Genomic DNA, 22,943 nt, shown 5'->3' with positions numbered 1-22,943 from the left:
GTCAACCCCAGAGCGCAGGCTCGGGTGGATAAAGCGTACTGTCGTCAAATCTCAAGCCCGGAATGCGGTCTTGCGACAACAGAAGAGGGCCGTCCAGGTCGACGTAGTCGGCGTTTTGAGCGATCAGCACGGCAGGTGCCATCGCAAGCGATGTGCCAAGCATGCAACCTGTCATGACCTTGAAGTCCGCTGCGCGCGCTTCGGTGAGCAGCTTCAAGGCTTCCGTCAGGCCACCTGCCTTGTCGAGCTTGATGTTGACTGCGTCGTATTTTTCCCGGAGACCTTCCAGTCCTTTGCCGGGGGAGAGGCTTTCATCTGCACAAATCGCCACAGGTGGCGTCAGCGAGGCCAGCAGGTCGTCATTGCCGGCCGGAAGAGGTTGCTCGATGAGCTGAACACCGGCTGCCGCACAAGCCGCCATGTTAGCTTCAAAACAGCTCTCATCCCAGGCCTCGTTGGCATCAACGATGAGGGTGCTACCCGGAGCGGCTTCCCGAACCGCCAGAATACGTGCGTCGTCCCCCGGACCGGCCAACTTGACCTTCAACAGAGGGCGGTGTGCTGCAGCCGAGGTTTTTTCAGCCATTGCCTCAGGCGTGTCGACACTGATGGTGAAGGCGGTCGTGACGGGACGCAGTGCGCCGAGGCCTGCCAATTCGGCGGCTGATTGACCCGAGCGTTTGGCGTCGAGGTCCCAGAGTGCGCAATCGACCGCATTGCGGGCGGCTCCCGCTGGCATGGCGTTCTGAAGAGCGGTCCTGGAAAGACCTGTCTTCAAAAGCGGAGAAATTTCCTCGATCTGGGTTTGAACCGTCTCAAGCGACTCGCCGTAACGTGGATAAGGGACACATTCACCGCGTCCTGATGCTCCGTCTTCCTCAATGGTCACGACGACGACTTGCGCGTGCGTTCTCGTGCCTCGGGAGATCGTGAAACCACCGGCAATTTCATAGCTCTGCGCTGCTATGTTGATAATCCGATTCATGGTGCACCGAATTCTGCGGAGACCTTGTCGACAATCGCTTCCATGCCATACCGGACAGGGTCGGTGGCCGGAAGACCGTGCTTTTCACCCACCTTGGCAAGAAAAGCCAGAGCCTCGTCATCTTCAAGAGCTGCCGTGTTGACCGCGATGCCGATACACTGGATCGCCGGATTGGTCAGCCGGCCCAGCTGGATGGTCGTCTCGATGACCTGCTCGATGGTCGGAAGCGGTGTCTCGACGCCACGCATCTTTGTGCGGGTCGGCTCGTGACAAACAATGAACCCGTCCGGTTGGGATCCATGGAGGAGACCCAGCGTGACACCAGCAAAGGAAGGATGGAACAGGGAGCCCTGACCTTCAACGATCTGCCAGTGATCTTCTTCCGTTTCGGGAGAGAGCCATTCGGCCGCACCGGAGATGAAGTCGGCGACGACTGCATCAAGAGAGATGCCCCGGCCCGATATGAAAATGCCGGTCTGTCCGGTTGCGCAGAAGGAACTCTTGTAACCGCGCTCGGACATGGCCCGGTCCATTGCCAGTGCAGTGTATTTCTTGCCGACAGAACAGTCGGTCCCCACGGCGAGAATCCTTTTCCCCGAACGTTTGGTACCTTTGCCGGTTGCAAACGTCATGGAGTTGTGACGAACGTCGTGGAGCTGGGCATTGTTGCGGTCTGCCGCTTCGCGGATCTCGGAAATGTCTCCGAGGCGGACATGCAGGCCGGACGCAATGTCCAGCCCCGAATCAAGTGCTTCGACAATCGACGCGATCCAGTGATCGGGAAGTCGCCCGCCTGCGTTCACAGCTCCGATCACAAGTGTCTTTGCGCCGGCGCTTGCGCCTTCACTTATGGACATGTCGGAAAGGCCTGTATCGGCGGCACAACCTGGCAGACGAATCTGGCCAATACACCAGTCTTTGCGCCAATCTACGATGCCAACCGCTGTTTTGGCCGCCAGGGCATCTGGAACGTCACCGAGGAACAAAAGATAGGGACGGGCTATTTCCATGGACAAAGCTTTCAAGTGGCTGCTGGACGTTAAAGTTCTCCATCAGGTATACGGGGGATATCGAACCAGCGGCAAGAGGGCAGCCATCCGGAATGGCATTCTTGGAAAAAAACATCGAGCCGGAGATGAGTCTGGAGGCGGACGGGCCGGATCATCAGTACCTGGCGCTCTCGGGCGACTGGACGGTGAGCACAATCGGCAACGCCGAATCCGGTCTTGACCGGCTCGAAGTTGCCAAGGACCGGCTGACCTGCATCGACGTCTCGAAGATCGAGCATCTTGATACCAGTGGAGCCTGGCTGATCCACAGGACGCGTGGGCGACTGGAATTTGCGGGACGCAAGGTCGGACTGACAGGGGTTACGCCCATAAGGCAGATGCTCTTCGATGAAATCGATCGGCACCATCCACCCAGATACAAACCGGATCGCGGCGGCTTCACGATTGTCGGTTTCCTGGAAGCGACCGGGCGACAGATGGTCGACGCCTACAAAGACGGCCTCGCGATGCTGCACATCCTGGGGTCTATCGGGCTGGTTACCTCGACCGTGTTGTTCAATCCCGGACGACTGCGCAGTATCTCCATTGCGGTCCAGTTCGATCGAAGCTGCATCGGTGCGGTGCCTATCGTCGCCCTGATGAGTTTTCTGATCGGTGCGATCATTTCCCAGCAGGGCGGGTTCTATCTCAAACAGTTCGGCGTGGATATTTACGTGGTCGATCTGGCCGGTATCCTAATCCTTCGCGAGATTGGCGTCATCCTGACCGCGATCATGGTGGCCGGCCGATCCGGATCGGCGTTCACGGCCGAACTTGGCGCCATGCGCATGCAGGAAGAGGTGGATGCACTGCATGTTATCGGGCTGAGTGTCACGGAAGTTCTGGTTCTGCCGCGCATTCTGGCGCTCATGATCGCCTTGCCCATCCTGACATTTATTGCAGATATGGCAGCCTTGTTCGGTTCAGGCCTTGTCACCTGGGTCTATCTGGATATTCCACCGGCCGCTTTCCTCACCCAGCTGCAGGTGGCAATCACGAATGGAACGCTTGCCGTGGGCATCGTGAAGGCCCCCTTCATGGCCTTGATTATCGGTCTGATAGCCTGCGTTGAAGGGTTGAAAGTCGGTGGGTCTTCCGAATCGCTCGGTCGTCACACGACAATGTCCGTGGTGAAAGCCATTTTTCTTGTTATCGTCGTCGACGGCTTTTTTGCCGTGTTCTTCGCCGCCATCGGAATTTGATTGAATTCATGACAGTGACAGATGCCGCAGAACGAGAGACAGACCTGGTGTCCACCGCAGAAGGTGCAGAGAATGTCCTGTCCGCTCGTGGTGTAACCGTCGGCTTCGGCAGCAAGATTGTTCTGCAAAACCTCGATCTCGATGTTCGCCGAGGTGAAGTGCTTGGTTTTGTCGGTGGCTCCGGCATGGGAAAATCGGTTCTGATGAGGACCATCCTGGGCCTCACTCCGAAACGGGCGGGAACCATATCTGTTTTTGGACATGACCTTTCCACGGCGAGTGAGAAGGAACGACTGACCATCGAGCGGCGTTGGGGAGTGCTTTTTCAGCAGGGCGCTCTTTTTTCTTCGCTTTCCGTCAAGCAAAACATCCAGGTTCCGATGCGCGAGCACCTCAATCTGTCGCCGCAACTGATGGATGAACTTGCGACGCTGAAACTTGAGCTGGTCGGTCTGCCTCAGGATTCGGCCGACAAGTTACCCTCCGAGTTGTCCGGCGGCATGATCAAAAGAGCGAGCCTTGCACGTGCGCTTGCACTTGATCCGGATTTGGTGTTTCTGGACGAGCCGACCTCCGGACTGGATCCGATTGGAGCGGCAGCCTTCGATTCGCTGATCGAAAACTTGAGTTCAACTCTCGGACTGACCGTCTACATGGTCACGCATGATCTCGATAGCCTGCATTCTATTTGCGATCGCATTGCAGTTCTTGGGAATAAACGCGTTCTGGCTATCGGAACACTGGACGATATGATGAAAAATGATGATCCCTGGATTAAGGAGTATTTCAGGGGTGAACGGGCGTTGCGCCGAGTATAGGTTGGACTGAATGGAAACCCGCGCGAATTACATTCTGATCGGTTCCTTCATGGTTGCCATTCTGGTTGCCGCGTTCGGGTTCGTCTACTGGAAGGCCGCAACAGCTGAATCGCGTCAGAATGTGGAACTCATGGTCATCTATCCGGGCCCGGTCACAGGCCTTCCGGTTGGAGGGCAGGTTCTCTTCAACGGTATCAAGGTGGGTGACGTCAAGTCGCTCGATTTTGCCCCGGACGATCCGACCAAGGTTGTGGCAACAGTCGGCATCAAGCCGACCACGCCGATACGTGAAGACACCAAGGCAACACTGAATTTCACAGGCCTGACAGGTATCGCCTATGTCGATCTGTCAGGAGGAACGTCTTCGTCACCGCTGCTTCTGGGCAAGGATGACGGCAAAGTACCCGTTCTTTATGCCGAAAGGTCCTTTTTCGACGATATTGTCGATGGCGCGCGCGACGTGTTGAAACGCGCCGACACGACCATGAAGACCATCGAGGACATTCTTGTCGAGAACAAGCCGCTCATCAACGACACGGTCAAGAACGTAGAAACGTTTTCAGCTGCGCTTGCCGCAAATTCCGACGGCGTGAAGGATTTCATGGCAAGCATCGGCCAGGCATCCGATGCATTTTCAAGCCTTTCCGGGCGTCTTGAGAAACTCGTCGACCAGGGCGAGCGCCTGCTGGCAGCGGTGCCTTCGGACAAGGTGACCGCCATAGTCGATGATCTGACCAAGTTCTCCGACAGCCTGGGCAAGGCGAGTGGCGACATCGATCTCCTCATGTCTGACGCACAAAGCGCTGCGAAGGAGCTGGAAACATTTACCAAAAAGATGAATGACGGCCTCGACAACGTTCAGAAGATCGTTCAGGCGGTCAAGCCGGAAGACGTCGAGAAGGTGATGACGGGTGCCGCGGCACTTGGCGATGTGCTGGAGACGCGGAGCAACGACATCAGCAAGCTGATCACATCGACCAGCGAGACCATGCAGAACGTCAACAAGGTTGTTGCGGTTGTTCAGCAGCGTGAAGGCGCCATTTCCGAGATTCTGGAAGGTGGACGGGACGTTGTGCTGAAAGTCGACGCGATCGTTTCGCGCGGTGTTGAAATCGCCGCGGCCATCGATCCGCTGCAGATCGAGCAGGTTGTCGCATCGGTCAATACCTTCACCACAGGCATGAATGTGTCCTTGCTTCGGGTCGACGAGGTGCTGGCGAGTGTTGATCCTCAGAAGGTCGGCAATGCGGTCGATGGTGTTGCCAGCGTGATCGATAATTTCAACAATCAGCAGAGCCAGATCAACGAGATCATCGCGTCTACCAAATCGACCGTCCAGAATTTCGAGGCCGTGTCTGCCACGGTTCGCGATCAGGATGACCGGATTGCGGCCTTGATCACCGATGTACAGGCTGCAGCTGAACGTTTTGCCGAAACGCTGCAAAGCGCGGACACGCTCCTGAAGGCGGTGGATCCAGAGAAAGTTGCCAATATCGTCGGGTCGGTCGAAACCACTGCCTCCGAACTAGCAAGTCAGCAGAACGGCATTCCTTCCATTCTACAAAGTGCCCAGAAGGCGGCTGACAATGTTCAGCAGATGACAGCCGATCTTTCCAAGCGCACGCCGGATGTCGACCAGATCATTACCGATGCAAAGCAGATGACCGCAACGTTGAACGCGACGTCTGTCAGGGTCGAGAGCCTGGTGGAAAAAGTTTCCACGATGGTCGACGGCGATGGCGAGGGCTTGATCAAGGAAGCAACGCTTGCGGCACAGGCCATCCGGAAGATCGCGGTTGCCTTCGAGAGCCGCGCAGACTCCATTGCAGGTGGCCTTTCAAAGTTCGCGACACAGGGGTCGAGCGATTTCACTGCAGCTTTGGGACAGGTCAACCGGACGCTGGTTGCCATCCAGCGGGCAGCAGAAAGCTTTGAGCGCAGTCCGAACAGGGTCATTTTCGGGGGCGAGGACGTTCCGACCTATACGGGTGGGCGGCGGCGATGAACAAGAAGAACAACAAGGGCAGGGGCTCATGACGAAGCCAAAGACCAACATGACCCGCCGGGGTGTTCTGGGTGTTCTCGGCCTTGGTGCGTTGACGGCCGGCTGCACAAGCACAGCGCCGTCTGCCTTCTACAGCCTGACCTCTGCAGACGTCGACGGACTTCAGGGCAGGTCCAGCCGTGTCCAGGTTCTGGTGGCCCCGCCGCGCGCCCTCAAGGCACTTGATACGAGCTATATTGCCGTCGTCGACAAGGGGCCCATCTACAGCTACTACCCGAAGTCTGCCTGGGCGGACACGCTTCCGAACGTCGTGCAGCTCAAGCTCATGGAAACGCTGCAGAATACCGGGCGGTTGCGCGGCGTCGGCCTTCCCGGAGACGGCCTTTTGATCGATTACCAGCTGCAGACCGAGATCCGGGCGTTCGAGCTTCAGGTTGCCGGGAACCGGGGTGTGGTGGAAATTTCCGCGCGCGTCGTCAACGACCGCAATGGCCGGACTGTGTCGACCAAGGTCTTCCGCGCCGAAACGCCTGCCGGCAGTTCATCCGTCGACAAGGCCGTCGAGGCCATGAACACCTCCGCCGATCGCGTCTTTGCCGAAATGGCCGCCTGGACGCTGAAGAACGTTTGACTGGTCGCCGGCTGGCAAACCTGACGCGAAATCACCATATCCTCATGCAGAGTTCATGCCGTGCTTAGTGTTACTGTCGGCGACTGGAAGCTTAGCCTCGAGGATGTTCAGCAGCCTCTGATCAAAGATGTAGCGAAGGAAAAGGCGCGTTTTGTCGACGAGGTTTACGCGCCGGATGAGTGGAGCCGGTGCCTCTCCGTCAGTGTTTCCAAAGCGGACGACTTCAGTGACCGATCGGATGCTGTTATTATCTTGAAATTTCAGGACTATGGCGGGTTCGAGCCTGGCGTTCTTCTGGTACCTGAAACCCCATTTCTATTTGTTGGAGCTGGCGAGATCCTGCTTGGATACGATCTTGAAAGGCGTGAACGCAGCTTCGAAGACTATGTCTATTGCGGGTTTTGGGGGTGGCACAGGTTTGGCGATATCGTGCTGATGGCCTCTGAAACTGAATGTTCAGCATGGTCTCTTAGAGGCAAAAAACTCTGGTCGGCGGATGTCGAACCGCCTTGGGATTTTGAAGTCTCGGGTTCGGATGTCATTCTTGTTGTTGAGGGTGGTGTCAGGAAGCTTGATCTGAAGACCGGCAAGGCAAGAAATCGAAATTGAGCATTGCTTCTTTCGCGGTTGGTTTCGTGCAACGCGATTTAGACATATGAAATGGCAATTTTTGCCAACGTATCGATTGGAGACACACCCGCTTCAACATTGTTTTGGAGATTACGAAGCGCTTCATCATGAAACGGATTAGGATCTGTTACCTTCACCTTTGCTCCTTTTGGGGATACCTTGAGCTTTCGCAACTATTGGTATTAAAATTACGCCCAATTAAGTTTCCATGATTGAAGTTTTGAATTCTGATGTGCGACCTGATGCACTAGAACTTCCATCCAGTCAGATGCCTCAACTCGCCACATTCAAGGTCGTGAATAAAAGTGTTGAACGCATATTGTGCTTCAATTTTTGAAGATGAAATCACCAACGGCAACACAAAATTAGCTGGCAATCAGGCTATGAACAAACAGTGCCTGCCATAAGATGCTGAAGCCGTTGCGTCAACGAAATTCACAATCAGAAGATACACACCTTTAACTTGTGCTCTCATCAAAATTTGATAATTGTATGAGCGAGATAATGATCGATTCGAGCGAAAATAATAAAAATCAATTGTAATTACAGCTACATATTTGTGAGTGCAAAGTTCGGTTTTTTCACTGCAGTTGCAATCATCGCGTTTATTGGCTCGCGTCAATTGTTTCAAACTTGATGGACGTTCAATGATGGAAATCAATACCTGTCACAGACGCAAACTGCACTTTGTGCACAATCCCAAAGCTGCAGGCATGAGTTTTCGAAAGTGGCTTGGATTGGACAACGGCGTGAATCACGGCTTCCCAACAAGCAACACTCCTGTCGAAATCTGGAACGCTTACACAACGATCGTAGTAGTTAGAGATCCTATTGAACGCGCACTTTCGGGGTATAGGCACTTAACAGGAGAGGACTATACGGGCGCCTTCCGAAGGTTGTATCCAGACTTGCCATCCTGGGATCCTCTAACCTTCTTTTCGCGAATGTTTAACGAGCAAATTTTTGTTGTTGGTCCGCAGTTCAAATATGCAATGCATTTACATTCAAACAAGGCTCCTGATTTTCTGCTCAAATTTGAAAATCTTGACACTAGTGAATTAGCCAATCGTCTGAAAATTCAAGAACCCTTCCCAAAGGAGAATGTGACGAAGTCTCGGTTTCAAGTCCCTGTCTCTGAAGATCTATATCTAGCTCTAATTCAACACTACCGTGTCGATTATTTGCTTTATAACTACAGACCTAAGCCTTACGATAACTTCATGCGTGAGCAAGAAGTGTTAGCAGAAGCAAGTTGATGCATTGCGAGTTTTCCACTTGTTGTGAGTAGCGGCGCCAACTCTGGAATTCGCTCCTTATGAGTCACTGGTAGTTTTCGAACACTTCTTGCAAGTTACCCGCCGCTTGTGTCCGAAACAGACGTTTCCGCGGCTTTGACAGCGACACGCTTAGTTGCCGTTTTCGTGCTCGAAGTCTTCCTGCCAATCACGCCGCGTTTGTTGCCGTTGCCTGTCATGATGAAGTTGCTGCCACCGCTGTGATCACGCCCTTCGATGTAGGAGATCCAGGGACCGGACGTTGCCTTCTCGCACCGCTGCCGGATTGATGCCAATTCTTCTTCGGTCATCGCATCCCTGTCGTCAAAACCGCGTGTCATTGAGACCTCCAATCTACCCGTAAGATTGCCGGCAGAAAGACACAAGCAAACTCAGATCAACATCAGGGACAGCGCCGGGACTGCAATCAGCAGTGCCAGACGCAGGATGTCGGCTGCCCAGAAGGGCAGGACACCGGCAAAGATGGTCCGGAGCGGCACGTCGGTGAGGACGGAGCGGAGAACAAAGACGTTGAGGCCGATAGGCGGCGAGATCAGGCTGATCTCGGTCACGACGACGACGACAATACCGAACCAGATCAGCACCATTTCCGGATCGCTCAGGATGCCGGCACCGAAATCCAGCGAGGTCACCAGCGGAAAGAAGACCGGGACGGTCAACAGGATCATCGACAGGCTCTCCAGCACCGCGCCGAGCACGATGTAGATCAGCACCAGGATGAGCATCACCACATAGGCGTTGACGTCCAGCGATTGGACAAAATTCAGCAGGGCGTCAGGGACACCGGCATAGCTGATGAAATTGGAGAAGACTTCCGCCCCTATGATGATGGCAAAGATCATCGCCGTGGTCCGCGCGCAGTTGAGCGCCGCGGTGAAGAGTTTCTCGAAGGTGAGACCACCTGACAGGAAAGCGATGATCAGCGCCGTCGCAGCGCCGATGGCCGCTGCTTCGGTGGGCGTGAAAAACCCGCCATAGATGCCGACCATGATCACGGCGAAAAGGCCAAGGACGGCAAGCACCCCCCAGATGTCCTTGCGGTCCAGCGCGATGTCCTCATGCTCGGATGGTGCGAGTCCTGGCCTCAGGAGAACAGTCACATAAACAGCGGCGAGGTAGAAGAGAACGCCAAGAAGACCCGGAATGATCCCGGCGATAAAGAGTTTGCCGATGTCGGCTTCTGTCAGCAGACCGTAGATGATCAGGATCACGCTCGGCGGGATCAGAATACCGAGCGTTCCTCCGGCGGCAATAGAGCCGGTTGCGAGACTGTCGGCATAGCCTGCCTTGCGCATCGAGGGCATGGCGACCTTGGACATGGTCGCGGCTGTTGCAAGCGAAGAACCACACACAGCGGAAAAGCCGCCACATGCGACGATGGAAGCCATCGCAAGACCGCCGCGCATGCGGTGCAGCAGGCTGTGCGCTGTGCTGAACAGGGACTGGCTGACACCCGAAATGGTCAGGAGATTGCCCATGAGGATGAAAAGCGGGATCACCGACAACGTGTAGGACAATCCCGTGTCGAACGCGGCATTGCCGAGAAGATTGAGGGCCGCGTTCCAGTTGCGCAGGGCGGCGAACCCGGCGGTCCCGACAATGATCATCGCTACGGCGATCGGGACGCGCAGCAGAACGAGGCCGAAAAGGGCAATAAATCCAATCAGAGCTTCAAGCACGTATCAGGCCTTTTCACGCAAACGCCGGAGCGTCCAGAAGATGGCTACGACTGCGGATATGGCAAAGGACGCAGTTCCGAGCCAGCCGATCAGGTAAAGCGGGATTTCGAGCGAGTCCGTCACCTGCTCCCGGCGCTGCAGCTTTTCGGCATGTTCGGAGAGTTCCAGGGCAACGATTGCAAAAACGGCCACGGTCGCCACACCGGCACAGACCGCACCCAGATACTTCAAGGCCTTGCTTTTGAGGCCGTCCAGCAACTCCACCTCGATGTGTTCGCCGGCTGCCGTTGTCAGCGGAAGGGCGAGAAAAATCAGTGAAGCCAGCAACAGCTGCGTCAATTCGTATGCACCGTTCACGGGACTGTTGAACAGGTAGCGGGCGACCACATCCAAACAGGTGAGACCGATCATGGTCGCAAGCACGAGCAGACAGGCAAAACCGAGCAGGAAGGTCGCTCCGCGCCGGAGACTTTCGAAACGGCGCGGAGCTGTATTGTCAGGTCCTGACGGTGTCATCAGTTGCTGATACCTGTCTGGTCGCGCATATCGGCTAGCGCGGCAGCACCGTCAAATCCTGTTTCCTTCACGGCATCGGCCCAGGCGGCTTCGTGTTTGGCTGCCAATTCCCTGATCTTGTCCAGAACCGGTGCAGGAGCGTCATAGATCTCAATTTCCTTGTCGGAGATGTAGTCTGCGCCCCGCGCATCGGAACCATCCCAGACACTGCCGGCAAGCTCGGCGAGCGCTGCACCGGATACCTTTTCAATTGCCGCCTTGTCTTCGTCCGACAGGCCGTCCCAGATATCCTCGTTCATCACCATGAACCAGGACGTGTTGTAGATACCACCGGGAACCTTCATCGAAGACTTGATGTAGTCCGTGAGCTTGAAGGCCTGAAGGGCTTCGACCGGGAAGGTCACTCCGTCGATCACACCTCTGGAGAGCTTTTCGTAGACTTCACCCGGTCCCATGAACTGGGTGGTTATGCCGAGGTCCTGCGACAGGTCGGCGATGTAGCCGCCCGGGGTCCTGATCTTCAGGCCGGAGAAATCCCCGGGGGTTTCGATCTTGCGCTGGTTGTTGTGGAACATGCCCGGGCCGTGGATCCAGAGACCCAGCAATTTGGTGCCCTGATGTTCGTCCTGCGCGTCGAGTTTTCCCGCATAGACGTCCCAGTAGGCCTTCGAGCCCTCGGTTGCCGTGTCGGCGATGAAGGAGAACTGACCGATGCGGGATCGCAGGAAACGGTCATCGCGCGTGAAGGAGTGCAGGCCGTAAGTGATATCGGCAACGCCATCGGCGGCAAGATCGTAATGCGCCGGAGGCGGTCCGAGCGGCTTTGGCAGGATGCGGACAGTTACGCGACCGTCGGTCGCTTCTGCAACCTGTTCCGCCCAGGGCTGCATGACGCCGGTGACGATCGGATGCTTCGGCGGCAGCCAGGAAGACAGCACCAGTTCATCTGCAACTGCACCTGAAAATGCACCGGACAGGGCCGTTGCCGCCAGGCCGGCCAGAATCGAAAGACACTTGATGGATTTCACAGTTTTCTCCTCCCGTTTGCCGACTGAACGCCGATCGCTTGCTGATCTGAAGCGATTTCAGACCGCGCAACACGAAAATAGTTGCAAATGAAACTAAGTCAATCGTAAAATCATTCCGCCACTGTTTTAAATCGACCGAGAACCAATGACTGACGCAGAAGAAACGGAAACCGAAACCATCTTGCGCACGCGAAAAACCGCCGGGAGTCCAGAGGAGGCGGGCACCGTTTTCGAACTGGAAAAATTCTTCCCCTACCTGGTGCGCGTTTTTTACAACGATGTCACCAGTGCCCTGTCAGCGGTTTATCAGCGCGACTATGGAATGATGCCGGCAGAATGGCGGACGATGGCAATCCTGGGCTCAGCATCCGGTGGCCTTCAGGCAACTGAAATTGTTTCGCGGTCCTCGATGGACAAGGTTGTCGTGAGCCGGGCCGTGAAGCGCATGAAAGAACGCGGCTACCTTATCCGCGAGACACATTCGGAGGACGGAAGAAGCTTTTTGCTGCAACTGTCGAGCGAGGGCAGGGCAGTCTACCAAGATCTTGCCCCGAAACTGCTGGATGTTGAACGCAGGATGCTGCAGGGCCTTTCGGATGCCGAGATTACCGACTTTCTGACCGTCGCTCAGCGTATCCGGGACAATCTGGCGGTAGAGGCAGAGGCTGAAAACTGATCCCGGATCTTTTGAATCGAAGACAATCTATCGGGTAAGGACATTCAGCTTCTGACTGTGGCGGCCGGCCAAGGAAGCAACTGCTGACGGTCGTTCCCCTCGCGTGATTTCCCGTCATTCCTGCAAGAGCAGGGTTTCAATGTCTTCGGACAGATGGCGTACCTGGCCCCTGATCTTGGATACGTTGCGACAGGGCCAATAATTGAGCCGGAAGATCAATCGTCAGCTCGCACGAACCCAAATTTACCGGATATGCAAAAGTGATGACTGCGAGTGGCGCCGTATGCTCTTCGTTACCAGGGTGGGGTTTCAAGCCGGACAAAAAAAGGCGGCCATCGGCCGCCTTCCTAAATTCATGTAAGGGACATCCTAGTCGAGGCGACCACTAGCATGGGCCAGCATCGTATAGACCTTACCCGTGTCTGATGTGAGGTAGGTCTGGCCGAGCATGTTGTCCCGGTCGTTGCGTGACACCTGGGCCAGCAACTGTTCGAAGTCGGCAACATACCGTTCTACAGCTGTCCGGAATTCCGGATCCCTGGAATACTTCTGACGGATTTCGTCAAAGGTCTGCTGTCCCTGAAGCGTGTACAGGCGGCGGGTGAAGACATGCCGTTCGCCGTTCCGGTACCGATTCCACAGATCGATGAATGTCTCGTGATCGATCGCACGTGCAATGTCGACCGACAGGGAATTGAGACTTTCAACTGTCTGCAGCGGGGTCCGTCCGACGCTGGTGTCGGCGCTTGCTTCGTCATCGTCGCGCGACGCGCGGCGAAGCAGATCCGCAACCCAGCCCTTGCCACCGGGATTTCCGCCTTGCGGCTGTGCGGTCTCCTGTCGCCGGGTTTCTGTTGGCCGGTTCTGCTGTGCGGGCCGCTGGTCACCGGAAGATGACGCAGGTTGCTGAACAGGTGCGGCAGGCGCATAACTTGCCGATGCAGCAGATTGCGGCGCCGGGGTTGCGCTGGCGACGGACTGCGTCTGAGGTCGCGAAATGTCCAGGGTGTTGGATTGCTTGGCAACAATCTCGGACAGTTCGGTCAGGGCTCGGATCTGCTCGTTCACCACCTTGCGCAACGCCGCGGAAGATTCTTCCGCTTCTTCAGGCAGATTGAGAACACCGAGTTTCAGCTCGTTGCGCGTTGCTTCCAACTCGCGGTGCACGTCACGGGCAACATCGCGCATGCGGCCGGCCGCGTCATTGAACCGATCAGACGCGTCGCTGACCGTGCGGGTCATTTCCGAAATGATGTCGTCCTGAGCGGAACGAATGGCATCACGGGCCTTCTGACCCTCCATGCCGGCTGTCAGGCGCATGGATTCGAATTGTTCGGTTACCTGGTTTGAGGCTGCTTCCGCCGCTGCTCCCAGCATTTTTGCTGCCTCGCGCGCCTTGTCATCAGCCGATTCCAGCGTGTCGGACAGCGTCTGGGTAAACGAGCGCATCAGCGTGTCGACCGCTTCGGTTTTCGACAGCAGCGTATCGGCAACTTCCTCGATCGCGGTTCGGCGTTCTGCAACGCGGCCTTCGACCGACTGGTTGGTGTCTTCCAGATGACGCGCCGCGCGTGTCAGCTCTTCGGATTGATCGCCGAAGCGTTTCGTCAGGTTCTGGATATCCGCCAGTGTTGTCTGGGTAACGTCACGCAGGTTGGATACCTGCTCGTCGATGAGTGTTGTGGTCTGGGTGGTCTCCTGAACCGCCCGGTCGACAGCGGAGCGGAATTCTCCGGCGCGGCGGGCGAGGTTCCCCTCCACCTCGTTGAGATTTTCCCCTGCAGCCGTGACGATGCTCTGAAGATTGGCGTTCGACGTCTCTACCTTGTTGAGGATTTCCGTAACGTCGGCTTCAAGGCGGTTCTTCGTGTCACTGAGAAGGGACGCGGCCTGATCACTGCGCTCGCTGATGCTGGCAATGATACGGTCGCCAGCCTCAACAAGTGTGCGTGTCGCATCCAGTCCGGTATGTGCAAACGTGTCGGTGACATCCCGGCCCTTGACCGTGATTGCATCGAGGATTGCCCCATGAACTTCGGAGAGGCGACCTGTGAGATCGTTGGCGCGGGTTTCGATGGCATTGATCAATTCATTGCCGTCTGTTCCGACAATGCGTGCAAGCTCTCCTGAGCTTTCGCCGAATGCCTGGTTCAGAGCTGTTGCCTTTTCAAGCAGTTCGTTGGCGACATCGTTGCCACGACCCACCAGAAGTTCGGCCGCTTCGGAGACCGCGCTGTTGACCCTGGCACGCACGATGCCGGCCTCGCTCGACATCTGGCCGCGGATTTCTTCCAGTGTGTTGGTCAGTGTGATGCGTGCCTGCTCGCTTTCTGCGGACAGGTTGCCGGAAATCTCGGCAATGAGGCCGGAGAGATTTGTGCGAACCTTTTCGCTTTCGCCGGTGAGCGAGCCTGTGAAATCGGCAAGCGTGCCTGCATAAAGTGTACGGGCTTTCTCGCTTTCAGCGGCCATGGCGCGCGCTGCATCGTTGACGGCGGAAAGAACCAGTTCGCGGATCTTCGCGCTTTCGCCGGACATGGCCCCGGTCGCCTGATGCATTGCCGTGCTAACCGTGTCGGCAGCTTTCTGGCTCTCGCCAACGAGCACACCACGGGCTTCACCGACGGAACCAAGAACGATCTGGCGCATGCGATCGCCTTCGCCAGACAGTTTTTCCGTAGCCTGATTAAGCGCGCTGTCGACGATGTCAACGGTCTTGGTGCGTTCGTCGGACAGGGATTGTACGGCTGCGGTGGTTGCTTCCTGGACCACGTCGCGAAGGCGTGTGCTCTCAGTTGAAAGCGTAGCGCCGGCCTCGGCAATCACCGTCGTCAGGATATCGCGTGCGCGCTCGCTCTCGCCCGTCAATGTGCCGGAGATGCTCTCCAAACGCTCATTGAGCAGGGTTTCGAGCTGTGTTGCACGGCTGTCGAGCGTTTCGGCAACTTCAAAGACCTTTGCACCGAGGGAAACGTTGATCTCCGCAATGCGCTCCGACAGGGATTCCGTCAGTTGTTCGCTTTGCTTGCCGAGAACGTCGCCTGCTTCAGACAGGCGGTTGTCGAGAGCGGTCGTCATTTCCTCCTGGCCATCGACAAAGGCCTTGGCGATTTCCTTCGTCCGGGAAATCAGGGTCTCGGAAATCTGTCGCGCACGGGCATCGAGTGTCTCGTCGATCCGGTCCGTTCCGCTTGTCATGGATGTGGAAAGGAGTTCCGCCTTTTCCGCCATGGAAGCAGCGGCACCATCAACGCGTTCGGACAGTGTCTCACCGATTTCGGCTGCGCGGTCCGCAAGCGTGTTGCCCGCTGTCTCGATCCGCTGACCAAGCTGCAGGGTGATTGCGTCCGAGCGATCCGCCAGCACATCCGTGATGTTGCGGGTCTTTTCCTCAAGCGCATCGCTGATGCCGGTGGTCCGGTTTTCGATGGCACTCGCGAGGATCTGCGTGCGCGCTTCAAGTGTAGCTTCGAAAGTGGCGGTGCGCTGGTCGAGTGTCAGATCCAGCGTGTTGATGTGGCCGCCGAGCGCGCCATCCATGGTGGAAATACGTTCGCTCAGGGAGCGGTCCATGGAGGACAGGCGATTTTCCAGGGCGGCATCCATCGTGGTGACGCGAGCACCGAGCGAGGCATCCATGGAGTTGAAACGGCTCTCCAGAGTCGTGTCCATGAAGGAAATCTTTTCGCCCAGCGACATGTCCATCGAAGTGAACCGCTGTTCCAGAGAAGCGTCCAGAGTGCTGATGCGATCCGTAAGCGTCGCATCCATGGACGTGAAGCGATGCTCAAGCGATGTGTCCATCGTGCTGATACGGTCGCTCAGGGTTGCATCAATCGCGCTGTAACGCTGGTCGAGCGACGCATCCATGGCTGCAACGCGATCACCGAGGGATGCATCAAGGGACGCAATGCGATTGCCGAGAGCAGCATCCATTGCCACTCCACGCTCGCCGATTGAGGCATCTATCGCAGCAGCCCGTTCAGTCAGGGTTGTGTCGATTGCCGCAAGGCGGTCACCAAGCGTGGATTCCATCGCTGCCGCATGGCCACCAAGCGAAGCATCCAGCTCCGCGGTGCGGTTTCCAAGCGTGGCGTCGACTGCAGAGAGCTTGTCGCTCAGTGAGGTTTCAATTGCGCCCACATGATTGTTGAGCGTTGCATCCAGGGTTACTGCATGCCCGCCAATGGCGGCATCCACCGACGCAAGACGTTCGCTCAGCGATGCATCTATGGCTGCCGCGTGACTGCCGAGAGATGCATCGAGATTTGCCGCGTGTCCACCGATCGCCGCGTCCAGTGATGTGGCGTGTCCACCGATCGTCGCGTCCATTGCCGCGATGCGGTTGCCGAGCGACGCATCCATCGTGTCGATGCGCGATGCGAAGGTGGTATCGAGGGTGGAAAGACGGGAATCCATCGCTTCGGACAAGAGAAGCGATTTCGTGTCGAAGGCATCGATAAGCTGCCCGCCACGATCTGTAACGATCGTTTCCAGTTCAGTAAGTCTGGAGGAAAGGCCCTCCTGAAGGGCACCGCCGCGCACTTCCAGCGTATCGGAAATCTGGGCACTGACCTGATTGATATCGTGGGCGACGCGGTCTCCACGGCTGCCGATAAGTTCGGCGAGCTGCGTACCAGTGTCTGCCAGGGTCTGGGTGAGCGAGCCGGTCTGTTCGCCAAGGCCGACGGCAAACTGATTGGAGACGCTTTCCAGAGTGTTGCGGAAACCGACGGTCTGCTGCTCGAGCATGGTCGCCATTTCGTTGCTGCGGGCCGTGAGGCGCTCGTCCAGCTCCGTTCCGTTGATGGAAATGGCGGTGTAGATGCGCTCGGAAATGTTGTCCAGTTTCTCGGCAAGTTCGCCGCCGCGCACCGAAATGGTCTGGGTGAGGGACCCGGCCGTCTCATCAAGCTTGGCTGCAATTTCACCGCCTCGCAGGGAGAGGTCGACAACAATGCTTTCGCCGGTTCCACGCAGGATTTCGGCAACTTCAGTCGAACGGCTGGAGAGCGTCTCGACAATTTCCGCGCCTCGAATGGAGATCGTGTCGGTGACTGCCTGTCCGCGTTCGGAAATGCTCTCGGTGACCTGCTTGCCCGTTACCGCCAGAGACTCGTCCAGGCTGGTCACGCGGGTGTCGACTGTTGAAACGAGTTCCTCTGTCCGCGACGTGATCGTGTCGATCAGGCGACCTGATGTCAGGGAAAGGTTGGCGTTGATTTCTTCGCCGCGCGCCGTGATGACGTCGCCGACGGTGATCCCGGTGTTCTCAAGCGTCGTGCGGAATTCATCCGCCTTGCTGCTGAGTGTGGAAATGACCGATGTGCTGGAGGAAGACAGTGTCTCGTTGATTTCGCTTCCGCGGAGCTCCAGTGTGTCGACAAATGTGGTGGCGGTTTCGGCAAACCGTTCGTTGACCTGGTTGCCGCGGTCGGAAAGTGTTTCCCACATGGTCGCGCCGGTCTCGGCAAGATTGTCCACGAGCTCGTGGCCGGTGAGGGACAGGCGGGAAACATAGTCTTCCGCACGTACGGTCAGGCTGTCGACGAGTTCGTTTCCGGAGGCATTGAGTGTCGCGCCGAGGGATTCAATCCGGCTGTCGACGGTCGATGTCAGTTCTTCGACACGGCTGTTGACTGCTTCGATCATGCGATGGGAGGCCTGATCCACCGTCTCACCGAGTTCACCAGACGTGCTTGAAAGCTGCGAGGAGAACTTCTCGTGTGCCCCGGCAATTGTCTCACGAACCCTTTCGGCATTCATCACAATGGATTCACGCTGACTGACGAGTTCCTCGATCAGGCCGCGGATCTTGAGTTCATTATCATTATAGGAACGCTCGAGTGACGATACCTCGTTGTGAACGAGCACTTCCAGTTCACTGGCGCGAGCAATAGCGCGCTCGATGCCGTCTCCCATCGCGGCGACTTCCCGCCGGATGGCCTGTCCGACGCTGAGAATGGATTCCTTGGCCATGTCCTCGGGTTCGGCGAGACGCAGCGCCACTTCGGTCATGCCTCGGGCGACGATGCGCATTTCCTGCGCACGCCAGATCATCATTGCCATGACGAAAAAGAAGATGATCGGAACGAGAATACCGACAGCTGCCAGGATCATCTCCGGCGAGGAGAGCAGGGCCTGAGGATCGCCAAGAGAAGTGACCTTGTCGGAGAAGGCAGACATGAACAGGCTTATGCCGAGCGCCGCCCAGAGGGCGCTCAAGGCAAGTGCGCCCCAGAACGGAGCCGAAGACGGCCGGCGTTGCAGCGCATAAATCAGATTGCCGATGCTGCGACGGTCATCGTTGGCTGCCGGGGGACGTCCGCCCCGACCGCGCCTGCGGGAGGCACGCTGTTCCTCGCGGTGAGGTTCGCTTTGCGTCGGCGGTTGAGGCTTGCGCTCCGGATCTGCTTCCGCAGCTGCGCTTGCTTCAGGTGCCGTTTCCTCGAAGTTAAAGGTTGCATCCGGGCCACCGAAATCGAGTTTCAGGGCTTCTTCAACTGCTGACAGTGCTGCTTCCGCCGGATCTTTAGCCTTTGTCGGATTTGCCATTTAAGATCGCCTCACGTCCGTACTCATTACACGCCGGTTTAACCCGACAGCCACCACATGCAGCTGTTTGCCGGGGTTGCCGAATGCGTCACCTTGCGGTTGCCGCTGGACTCACAGCACCACAAAACTTGTTTCCAAAGGAGGGCCGCCGCTGACCGACCGTCTTATTATTTCTAGACGGTACACTCCCCATCTTGCCGCATCAGCAACTGTAATGGCACAATCTCTCCTAACGAACAAGAAACGGCAATGGCGTGAATCACTTAGGGGGCGGTTTCAATGCCGAAATCGAAGACTTTTGACGCGGCGAAAAACAGTTCTGAAGGCGGTGATCCGGCTTCTCTCAAGATCGGCAATCTGACCGCGCCGCAAAAACGATGGCTGAAAAGAGGGCTTGGTCAGCCCGGTGGCAAGCTGCCTCTTTTTGATGAAAACGGACGCGGTATTCCAGTCAGGACAATCCGCGCCTGTGTCGATGCAGGCTGGGCAGAGCCTTGGTTTTCCAACCCAATCAAGCCCGATTGGCTGGTCTGCAAGCTGACACCTGCGGCGATTGATGTTTTGGCCGCAAGTCAAAATCGCAAAAAAAGTTAACGGCGAATCATGGTTTGGAATTCGATGCGGTTCCTCAAAATGGCGGAAAGGCAAGGTTTTTTTAAAATATGTTTTCAACGCCTCAATGAAGCGCGTTAACCAAAAATTCAATTTTTTGGGGACATCGGCCGGATCGGCGTGTGCGCGGGCCTGGTTTAACCGGGCGTTTGGGTGTTGAGCGCACTCTTAAGGGCAGTACAAGCCTGCGGCAGGGTGCCGACGGGCGAAAGTTGAGTAAGCGTGGAGCCCTCATATGGCCCCTTCATCGATGGCCCGTGTCAGCGGCCGTGCCGGTCCGCAAGCACCGATCGACTTGGTGCAACTGGCAACAAATACCCTTGGCAACAGGGATCTCGAAGTTCAGGTCCTTCATCTTTTCAAGTCGCAGTCCTGTTCGACGCTTGAACGGCTGGAGCAGGAGACAGACACGACGGTCAGGCTCGATCTCGTTCACACGTTGAAAGGGTCAGCCAGGGCTATTGGCGCCGGGCGGGTTGCCGATGTCTGCGAAAACCTGGAGGGACGATTGAGGCAAACGTCCGATGCTGCGACTGAAGGTCTGACGGCGGCCGTGGATGAAGCCAACAGCTACATCAGGGACCTGCTCACCGGCTGACCGTTTGTCACATTCCGGATAGATTGCCCGTTGAAAACGTCATGGTCCTTGACCTTTGCGATGGAAGCTTTATGTCGGTTCAGCTGAAACCCGTAATTCTAGGCTTGGACGCGACTGATGCCGAAAATCACATATGTTACTTTCGATGGAAACCAGACCGAAGTTGATGCCTCCGAAGGCACGACGGTGATGGAAAACGCCATCAAGAATATGGTTCAGGGCATCGAGGCCGAATGCGGCGGTGCCTGTGCCTGCGCCACCTGTCATGTCTATGTTGATGACGCGTGGGCGGAAAAGACAGGAACTGCCGAGCCAATGGAAGAGGATATGCTCGATTTCGCCTACGACGTGAAACCGACATCCCGTCTGTCGTGCCAGATCAAGGTTACGTCCGAGATGGACGGTCTGGTGGTTCACATTCCGGAGCGTCAAGCCTGACAGACTGTACTTCATGACGAACAAAACCGCCGAATTTCGGCGGTTTTTTTGTTTTGGACGATACGAAGAACAGTCCGCGTTCCCTTTGTGCATTTTATTGCGGCAAGTGAGGGTGCCGTTACTCTGCCGCCTGGGTGGACGGTTTGCGGAACCAGAAGTCGACTTCGCGGCCTTCCTCGGGACTGCCCGGGATGAGCGAGGCCAGGATGAGGCTTATGGCTGCCATTGCGGCCCCGGCGAGAAAGACGGCAGCCGGGGATATCAGCCAGATCAGGCCGAACAGGACAGGGATGAACACCGCTGCTATATGATTGATCGTGAAGGCGACGCCGGCTGTCGGCGCGATATCTCTCGGATCTGCAATCTTCTGAAAATAGGTCTTCATGGCGATCGCGACCGCGAAAAATGCGTGATCAATCACGTAAAGGCTTGCAGCAACCCAGGGGCTTGAAACGAAGGCATAGGCCACGAACACGCCAATAAGGCCGATATATTCAAATACCAGCGCCTTGCGTTCTCCGAAGCGGACGATCAACTGGCCGATTTGCGGGGCGAGAACCATGCTGAAGACACCATTTATCAGGAAAAGGCCCGCGATCTCGTGAACGTCGTACCCAAAGCGCTCCACCATGAGAAAACCGGCGAAAACCATGAAGATCTGGCGGCGGGCACCCCCCATGAATGTCAACGCGTAGTAGAGCCAGTAGCGTTTTCGCAGGATGATCTTCTTGTGCTGAGGTATCCCCTCCCTGAAATGCGGGTAAGCCATGATCAGGAACGCAAGTACGACCAGGGTGAGCCCACCGGCAATCGCAAAAACCAGCGTGAAGGAAAGGTCAAACGTCTTCCATGCGAAGAAGATGAGCCCGTAGGCGATCAGCTGTGCGAAAGCTCCGACGGATATTATCTTGCCCATGCTGGCTGCAGCGGTTGCCTTTGGCAGCCACTGCAACGACAGCGACTGGGCCATGGTCTCGTAGTAATGGAAGCCGATCGACATGATCAGCGTCGTGACATAGAAGCCGAGCGCGGTGGGGAAATAGCCGGTCACCGCAACGCCTATGCCGAGTAGCAGCAAGGAGGCGTAGGCGAGCGTTTGCTCACGCATGACCAGAAGCAGATAAACGGCAAGAAAACTCAGGAAGCCCGGAATTTCCCGGATCGATTGCTGGATGCCGATTTCCCGGCCGGTGAAATCGAGTTCCTGAACAGCAAAATTGTTCATGAGATTCCACCAGGCGGCAAACGACAGCTGCATGGCTCCTGCCATGATCATGAGCAGAACCGCGGGGGAGCGCCAGCCGGGCGCTTCATCGGGATGTGCGTTTTGAGTGAAATATGTCATTCGGTTGCCAAGGATGAGATATGCGACTGAAATTGCTGATTTGCTTCTAATCCCGAATTTGGCTTGCGTGTTAGCGCTGTTTTGTCATCAAATATCTCTGATGCGCCAAAAAATATCTATTCGCGGAACCTGAGAATGTGTCGGAGTGCCCGGCTTTTCAAACAATGATGTAAAGCTTCCTTTACAGATCCGGCGGGCAGAGATATATGTAAAGTACGCTTTACAGTATTCGGAGGCCCGCTGCCGACATGAACCAGTTTGACAAATTGTCGTATCGTTATGTCGCAGAAACGATACTTGCGACGGCCCTGTTTGTTGCCACCAGTTATTGGGCCCGGGATTTTCTTGAAGAACAAAGGAGCCTTGCGTTTCATCTCCTGGTGTCATTTCTGGCGACTTCACCGTTAATTCTCGCGCTCTGGGCCCAAGTCAGGTATTTCCGAAGGGTCGACGAAAGAGAACGGCGCATATTTGCGTTGGCAGGAATAGTGACATTGCCTGTCGCGGTGCTTTTAGCCATTTTTCTCGCGAAGCTTGAACATGTGATCACTGTTGACCTGGATGTGTACGGCTCGTTTCTCGTTGTTTTCTGGTCGGCTGCAACGGTATGGGCACGCCAGAAGATCTGATGCGTAACCATCTGAAGAAACTGCGAAATGAGCAAGGCTGGTCGCAGGCGGAACTTGCCGACAGGCTGGATGTGTCACGACAAACCGTTATCGCGCTCGAACGCGGAAAATATGACCCGAGCCTGCCATTGGCATTTCGAATAGCCAAGGTTTTCCTGTTGCCGATCGAACAGATTTTTGAACCGGATGACTAGTACCGCGGTGCTTTCGGGCACAATATGAAGCTAGGTCTTGTATCAATCGGCATGCGTG

Annotated in this window: 20 protein-coding genes; 12 read left to right on the top strand and 8 right to left on the bottom strand. The window is 56.3% G+C overall.

Translation table 11 applies throughout. The features are described from left to right. Position 1 precedes the first annotated feature (1 nt). Together dgcA and dgcN are read right to left on the bottom strand one after the other, a co-directional pair. A complete protein-coding gene (gene dgcA / locus ACO6TI_RS25525) occupies positions 2-985 on the bottom strand; it encodes an N-acetyl-D-Glu racemase DgcA (protein ID WP_422383629.1) in 984 nt (327 codons plus the stop codon). Then, positions 982-1,995, bottom strand: a complete 1,014-nt coding sequence (gene dgcN, locus ACO6TI_RS25520) for an N-acetyltransferase DgcN (protein WP_055116673.1) — start codon at positions 1,993-1,995, stop codon at positions 982-984. Before dgcN ends, dgcA begins: the two co-directional genes overlap by 4 nt. A gap of 92 nt (positions 1,996-2,087) precedes the next feature. On the opposite strand from dgcN, the gene ACO6TI_RS25515 reads away from it, so the two are divergent. From ACO6TI_RS25515 to ACO6TI_RS25490, 6 genes are all read left to right on the top strand, one after another. After that, the gene (locus tag ACO6TI_RS25515) at positions 2,088-3,236 is read left to right on the top strand and encodes an ABC transporter permease (protein ID WP_104704029.1); all 1,149 of its coding nucleotides are present in this window, start codon (positions 2,088-2,090) and stop codon (positions 3,234-3,236) included. 8 nt (positions 3,237-3,244) lie between these two features. Next, positions 3,245-4,054, top strand: coding sequence for an ABC transporter ATP-binding protein (locus ACO6TI_RS25510; protein ID WP_104704120.1), 810 nt, complete (start codon positions 3,245-3,247; stop codon positions 4,052-4,054). Positions 4,055-4,064: 10 nt separating this feature from the next. Continuing rightward, on the top strand, positions 4,065-6,059 hold the full coding sequence (locus ACO6TI_RS25505; protein WP_055116669.1) for an MlaD family protein: 1,995 nt from the start codon (positions 4,065-4,067) through the stop codon (positions 6,057-6,059). Between the two features lie 28 nt (positions 6,060-6,087). Next, entirely contained in the window at positions 6,088-6,690 is a 603-nt protein-coding gene (locus ACO6TI_RS25500; protein WP_055117005.1) for an ABC-type transport auxiliary lipoprotein family protein, read from the top strand. Between the two features lie 60 nt (positions 6,691-6,750). Then, on the top strand, positions 6,751-7,299 hold the full coding sequence (locus tag ACO6TI_RS25495; protein WP_422383628.1) for a hypothetical protein: 549 nt from the start codon (positions 6,751-6,753) through the stop codon (positions 7,297-7,299). A 668-nt stretch (positions 7,300-7,967) separates the two neighbouring features. Beyond that, on the top strand, positions 7,968-8,576 hold the full coding sequence (locus tag ACO6TI_RS25490; protein WP_055116666.1) for a sulfotransferase family 2 domain-containing protein: 609 nt from the start codon (positions 7,968-7,970) through the stop codon (positions 8,574-8,576). Positions 8,577-8,671: 95 nt separating this feature from the next. Here the strand turns inward: ACO6TI_RS25490 and ACO6TI_RS25485 are convergent, their stop codons facing one another. The 4 genes from ACO6TI_RS25485 to ACO6TI_RS25470 are packed head-to-tail and all read right to left on the bottom strand — an operon-like array spanning position 8,672 to position 11,838. Further along, positions 8,672-8,935, bottom strand: a complete 264-nt coding sequence (locus ACO6TI_RS25485; protein ID WP_422383627.1) for a hypothetical protein — start codon at positions 8,933-8,935, stop codon at positions 8,672-8,674. A gap of 51 nt (positions 8,936-8,986) precedes the next feature. Then, positions 8,987-10,294 (bottom strand): TRAP transporter large permease, encoded by a 1,308-nt coding sequence (locus ACO6TI_RS25480; protein WP_104704027.1) that lies wholly within the window; start codon positions 10,292-10,294, stop codon positions 8,987-8,989. A 3-nt stretch (positions 10,295-10,297) separates the two neighbouring features. Continuing rightward, entirely contained in the window at positions 10,298-10,810 is a 513-nt protein-coding gene (locus tag ACO6TI_RS25475) for a TRAP transporter small permease (RefSeq protein WP_422383626.1), read from the bottom strand. Further along, positions 10,810-11,838: a TRAP transporter substrate-binding protein gene (locus tag ACO6TI_RS25470; RefSeq protein WP_422383625.1), complete on the bottom strand. Its 1,029-nt coding sequence runs from the start codon at positions 11,836-11,838 to the stop codon at positions 10,810-10,812. Before ACO6TI_RS25470 ends, ACO6TI_RS25475 begins: the two co-directional genes overlap by 1 nt. Positions 11,839-11,983: 145 nt before the next feature. On the opposite strand from ACO6TI_RS25470, the gene ACO6TI_RS25465 reads away from it, so the two are divergent. Next, a complete protein-coding gene (locus ACO6TI_RS25465; RefSeq protein WP_282045186.1) occupies positions 11,984-12,514 on the top strand; it encodes a MarR family winged helix-turn-helix transcriptional regulator in 531 nt (176 codons plus the stop codon). A 369-nt stretch (positions 12,515-12,883) separates the two neighbouring features. On the opposite strand, the gene ACO6TI_RS25460 is transcribed toward ACO6TI_RS25465, so the two are convergent. Beyond that, positions 12,884-19,069, bottom strand: a complete 6,186-nt coding sequence (locus ACO6TI_RS25460; RefSeq protein WP_422383624.1) for an antitoxin — start codon at positions 19,067-19,069, stop codon at positions 12,884-12,886. A gap of 279 nt (positions 19,070-19,348) precedes the next feature. Here ACO6TI_RS25460 and ACO6TI_RS25455 point away from each other — a divergent pair, with 279 nt between their 5' ends. From ACO6TI_RS25455 to ACO6TI_RS25445, 3 genes are all read left to right on the top strand, one after another. After that, positions 19,349-19,663 carry a hypothetical protein gene (locus ACO6TI_RS25455; RefSeq protein WP_196876989.1) on the top strand — a complete coding sequence of 105 codons (315 nt, stop codon included), beginning with the start codon at positions 19,349-19,351 and terminating at the stop codon, positions 19,661-19,663. A gap of 253 nt (positions 19,664-19,916) precedes the next feature. Next, on the top strand, positions 19,917-20,279 hold the full coding sequence (locus tag ACO6TI_RS25450; protein WP_208992719.1) for an Hpt domain-containing protein: 363 nt from the start codon (positions 19,917-19,919) through the stop codon (positions 20,277-20,279). A gap of 117 nt (positions 20,280-20,396) precedes the next feature. Then, positions 20,397-20,717 (top strand): 2Fe-2S iron-sulfur cluster-binding protein, encoded by a 321-nt coding sequence (locus ACO6TI_RS25445; RefSeq protein ID WP_029063116.1) that lies wholly within the window; start codon positions 20,397-20,399, stop codon positions 20,715-20,717. Positions 20,718-20,835: 118 nt separating this feature from the next. Here ACO6TI_RS25445 and ACO6TI_RS25440 read toward each other — a convergent pair whose 3' ends face one another. After that, a complete protein-coding gene (locus tag ACO6TI_RS25440; protein WP_055116651.1) occupies positions 20,836-22,062 on the bottom strand; it encodes an MFS transporter in 1,227 nt (408 codons plus the stop codon). A 248-nt stretch (positions 22,063-22,310) separates the two neighbouring features. Between ACO6TI_RS25440 and ACO6TI_RS25435 the strand changes: the two genes are divergently transcribed. Further along, positions 22,311-22,691 carry a hypothetical protein gene (locus ACO6TI_RS25435; protein ID WP_196899766.1) on the top strand — a complete coding sequence of 127 codons (381 nt, stop codon included), beginning with the start codon at positions 22,311-22,313 and terminating at the stop codon, positions 22,689-22,691. Beyond that, the gene (locus ACO6TI_RS25430) at positions 22,691-22,885 is read left to right on the top strand and encodes a helix-turn-helix transcriptional regulator (protein WP_108874058.1); all 195 of its coding nucleotides are present in this window, start codon (positions 22,691-22,693) and stop codon (positions 22,883-22,885) included. The genes ACO6TI_RS25435 and ACO6TI_RS25430 overlap by 1 nt, the downstream gene beginning before the upstream one ends. Positions 22,886-22,943: the final 58 nt, after the last annotated feature.

It is taken from the genome of Roseibium album, from assembly GCF_965233825.1.
GTDB lineage: Bacteria > Pseudomonadota > Alphaproteobacteria > Rhizobiales > Stappiaceae > Roseibium > Roseibium album.
The sequence above is the reverse complement of the archived record's forward strand: the minus strand, read 5'-3'. Positions and strand labels throughout refer to the sequence as shown.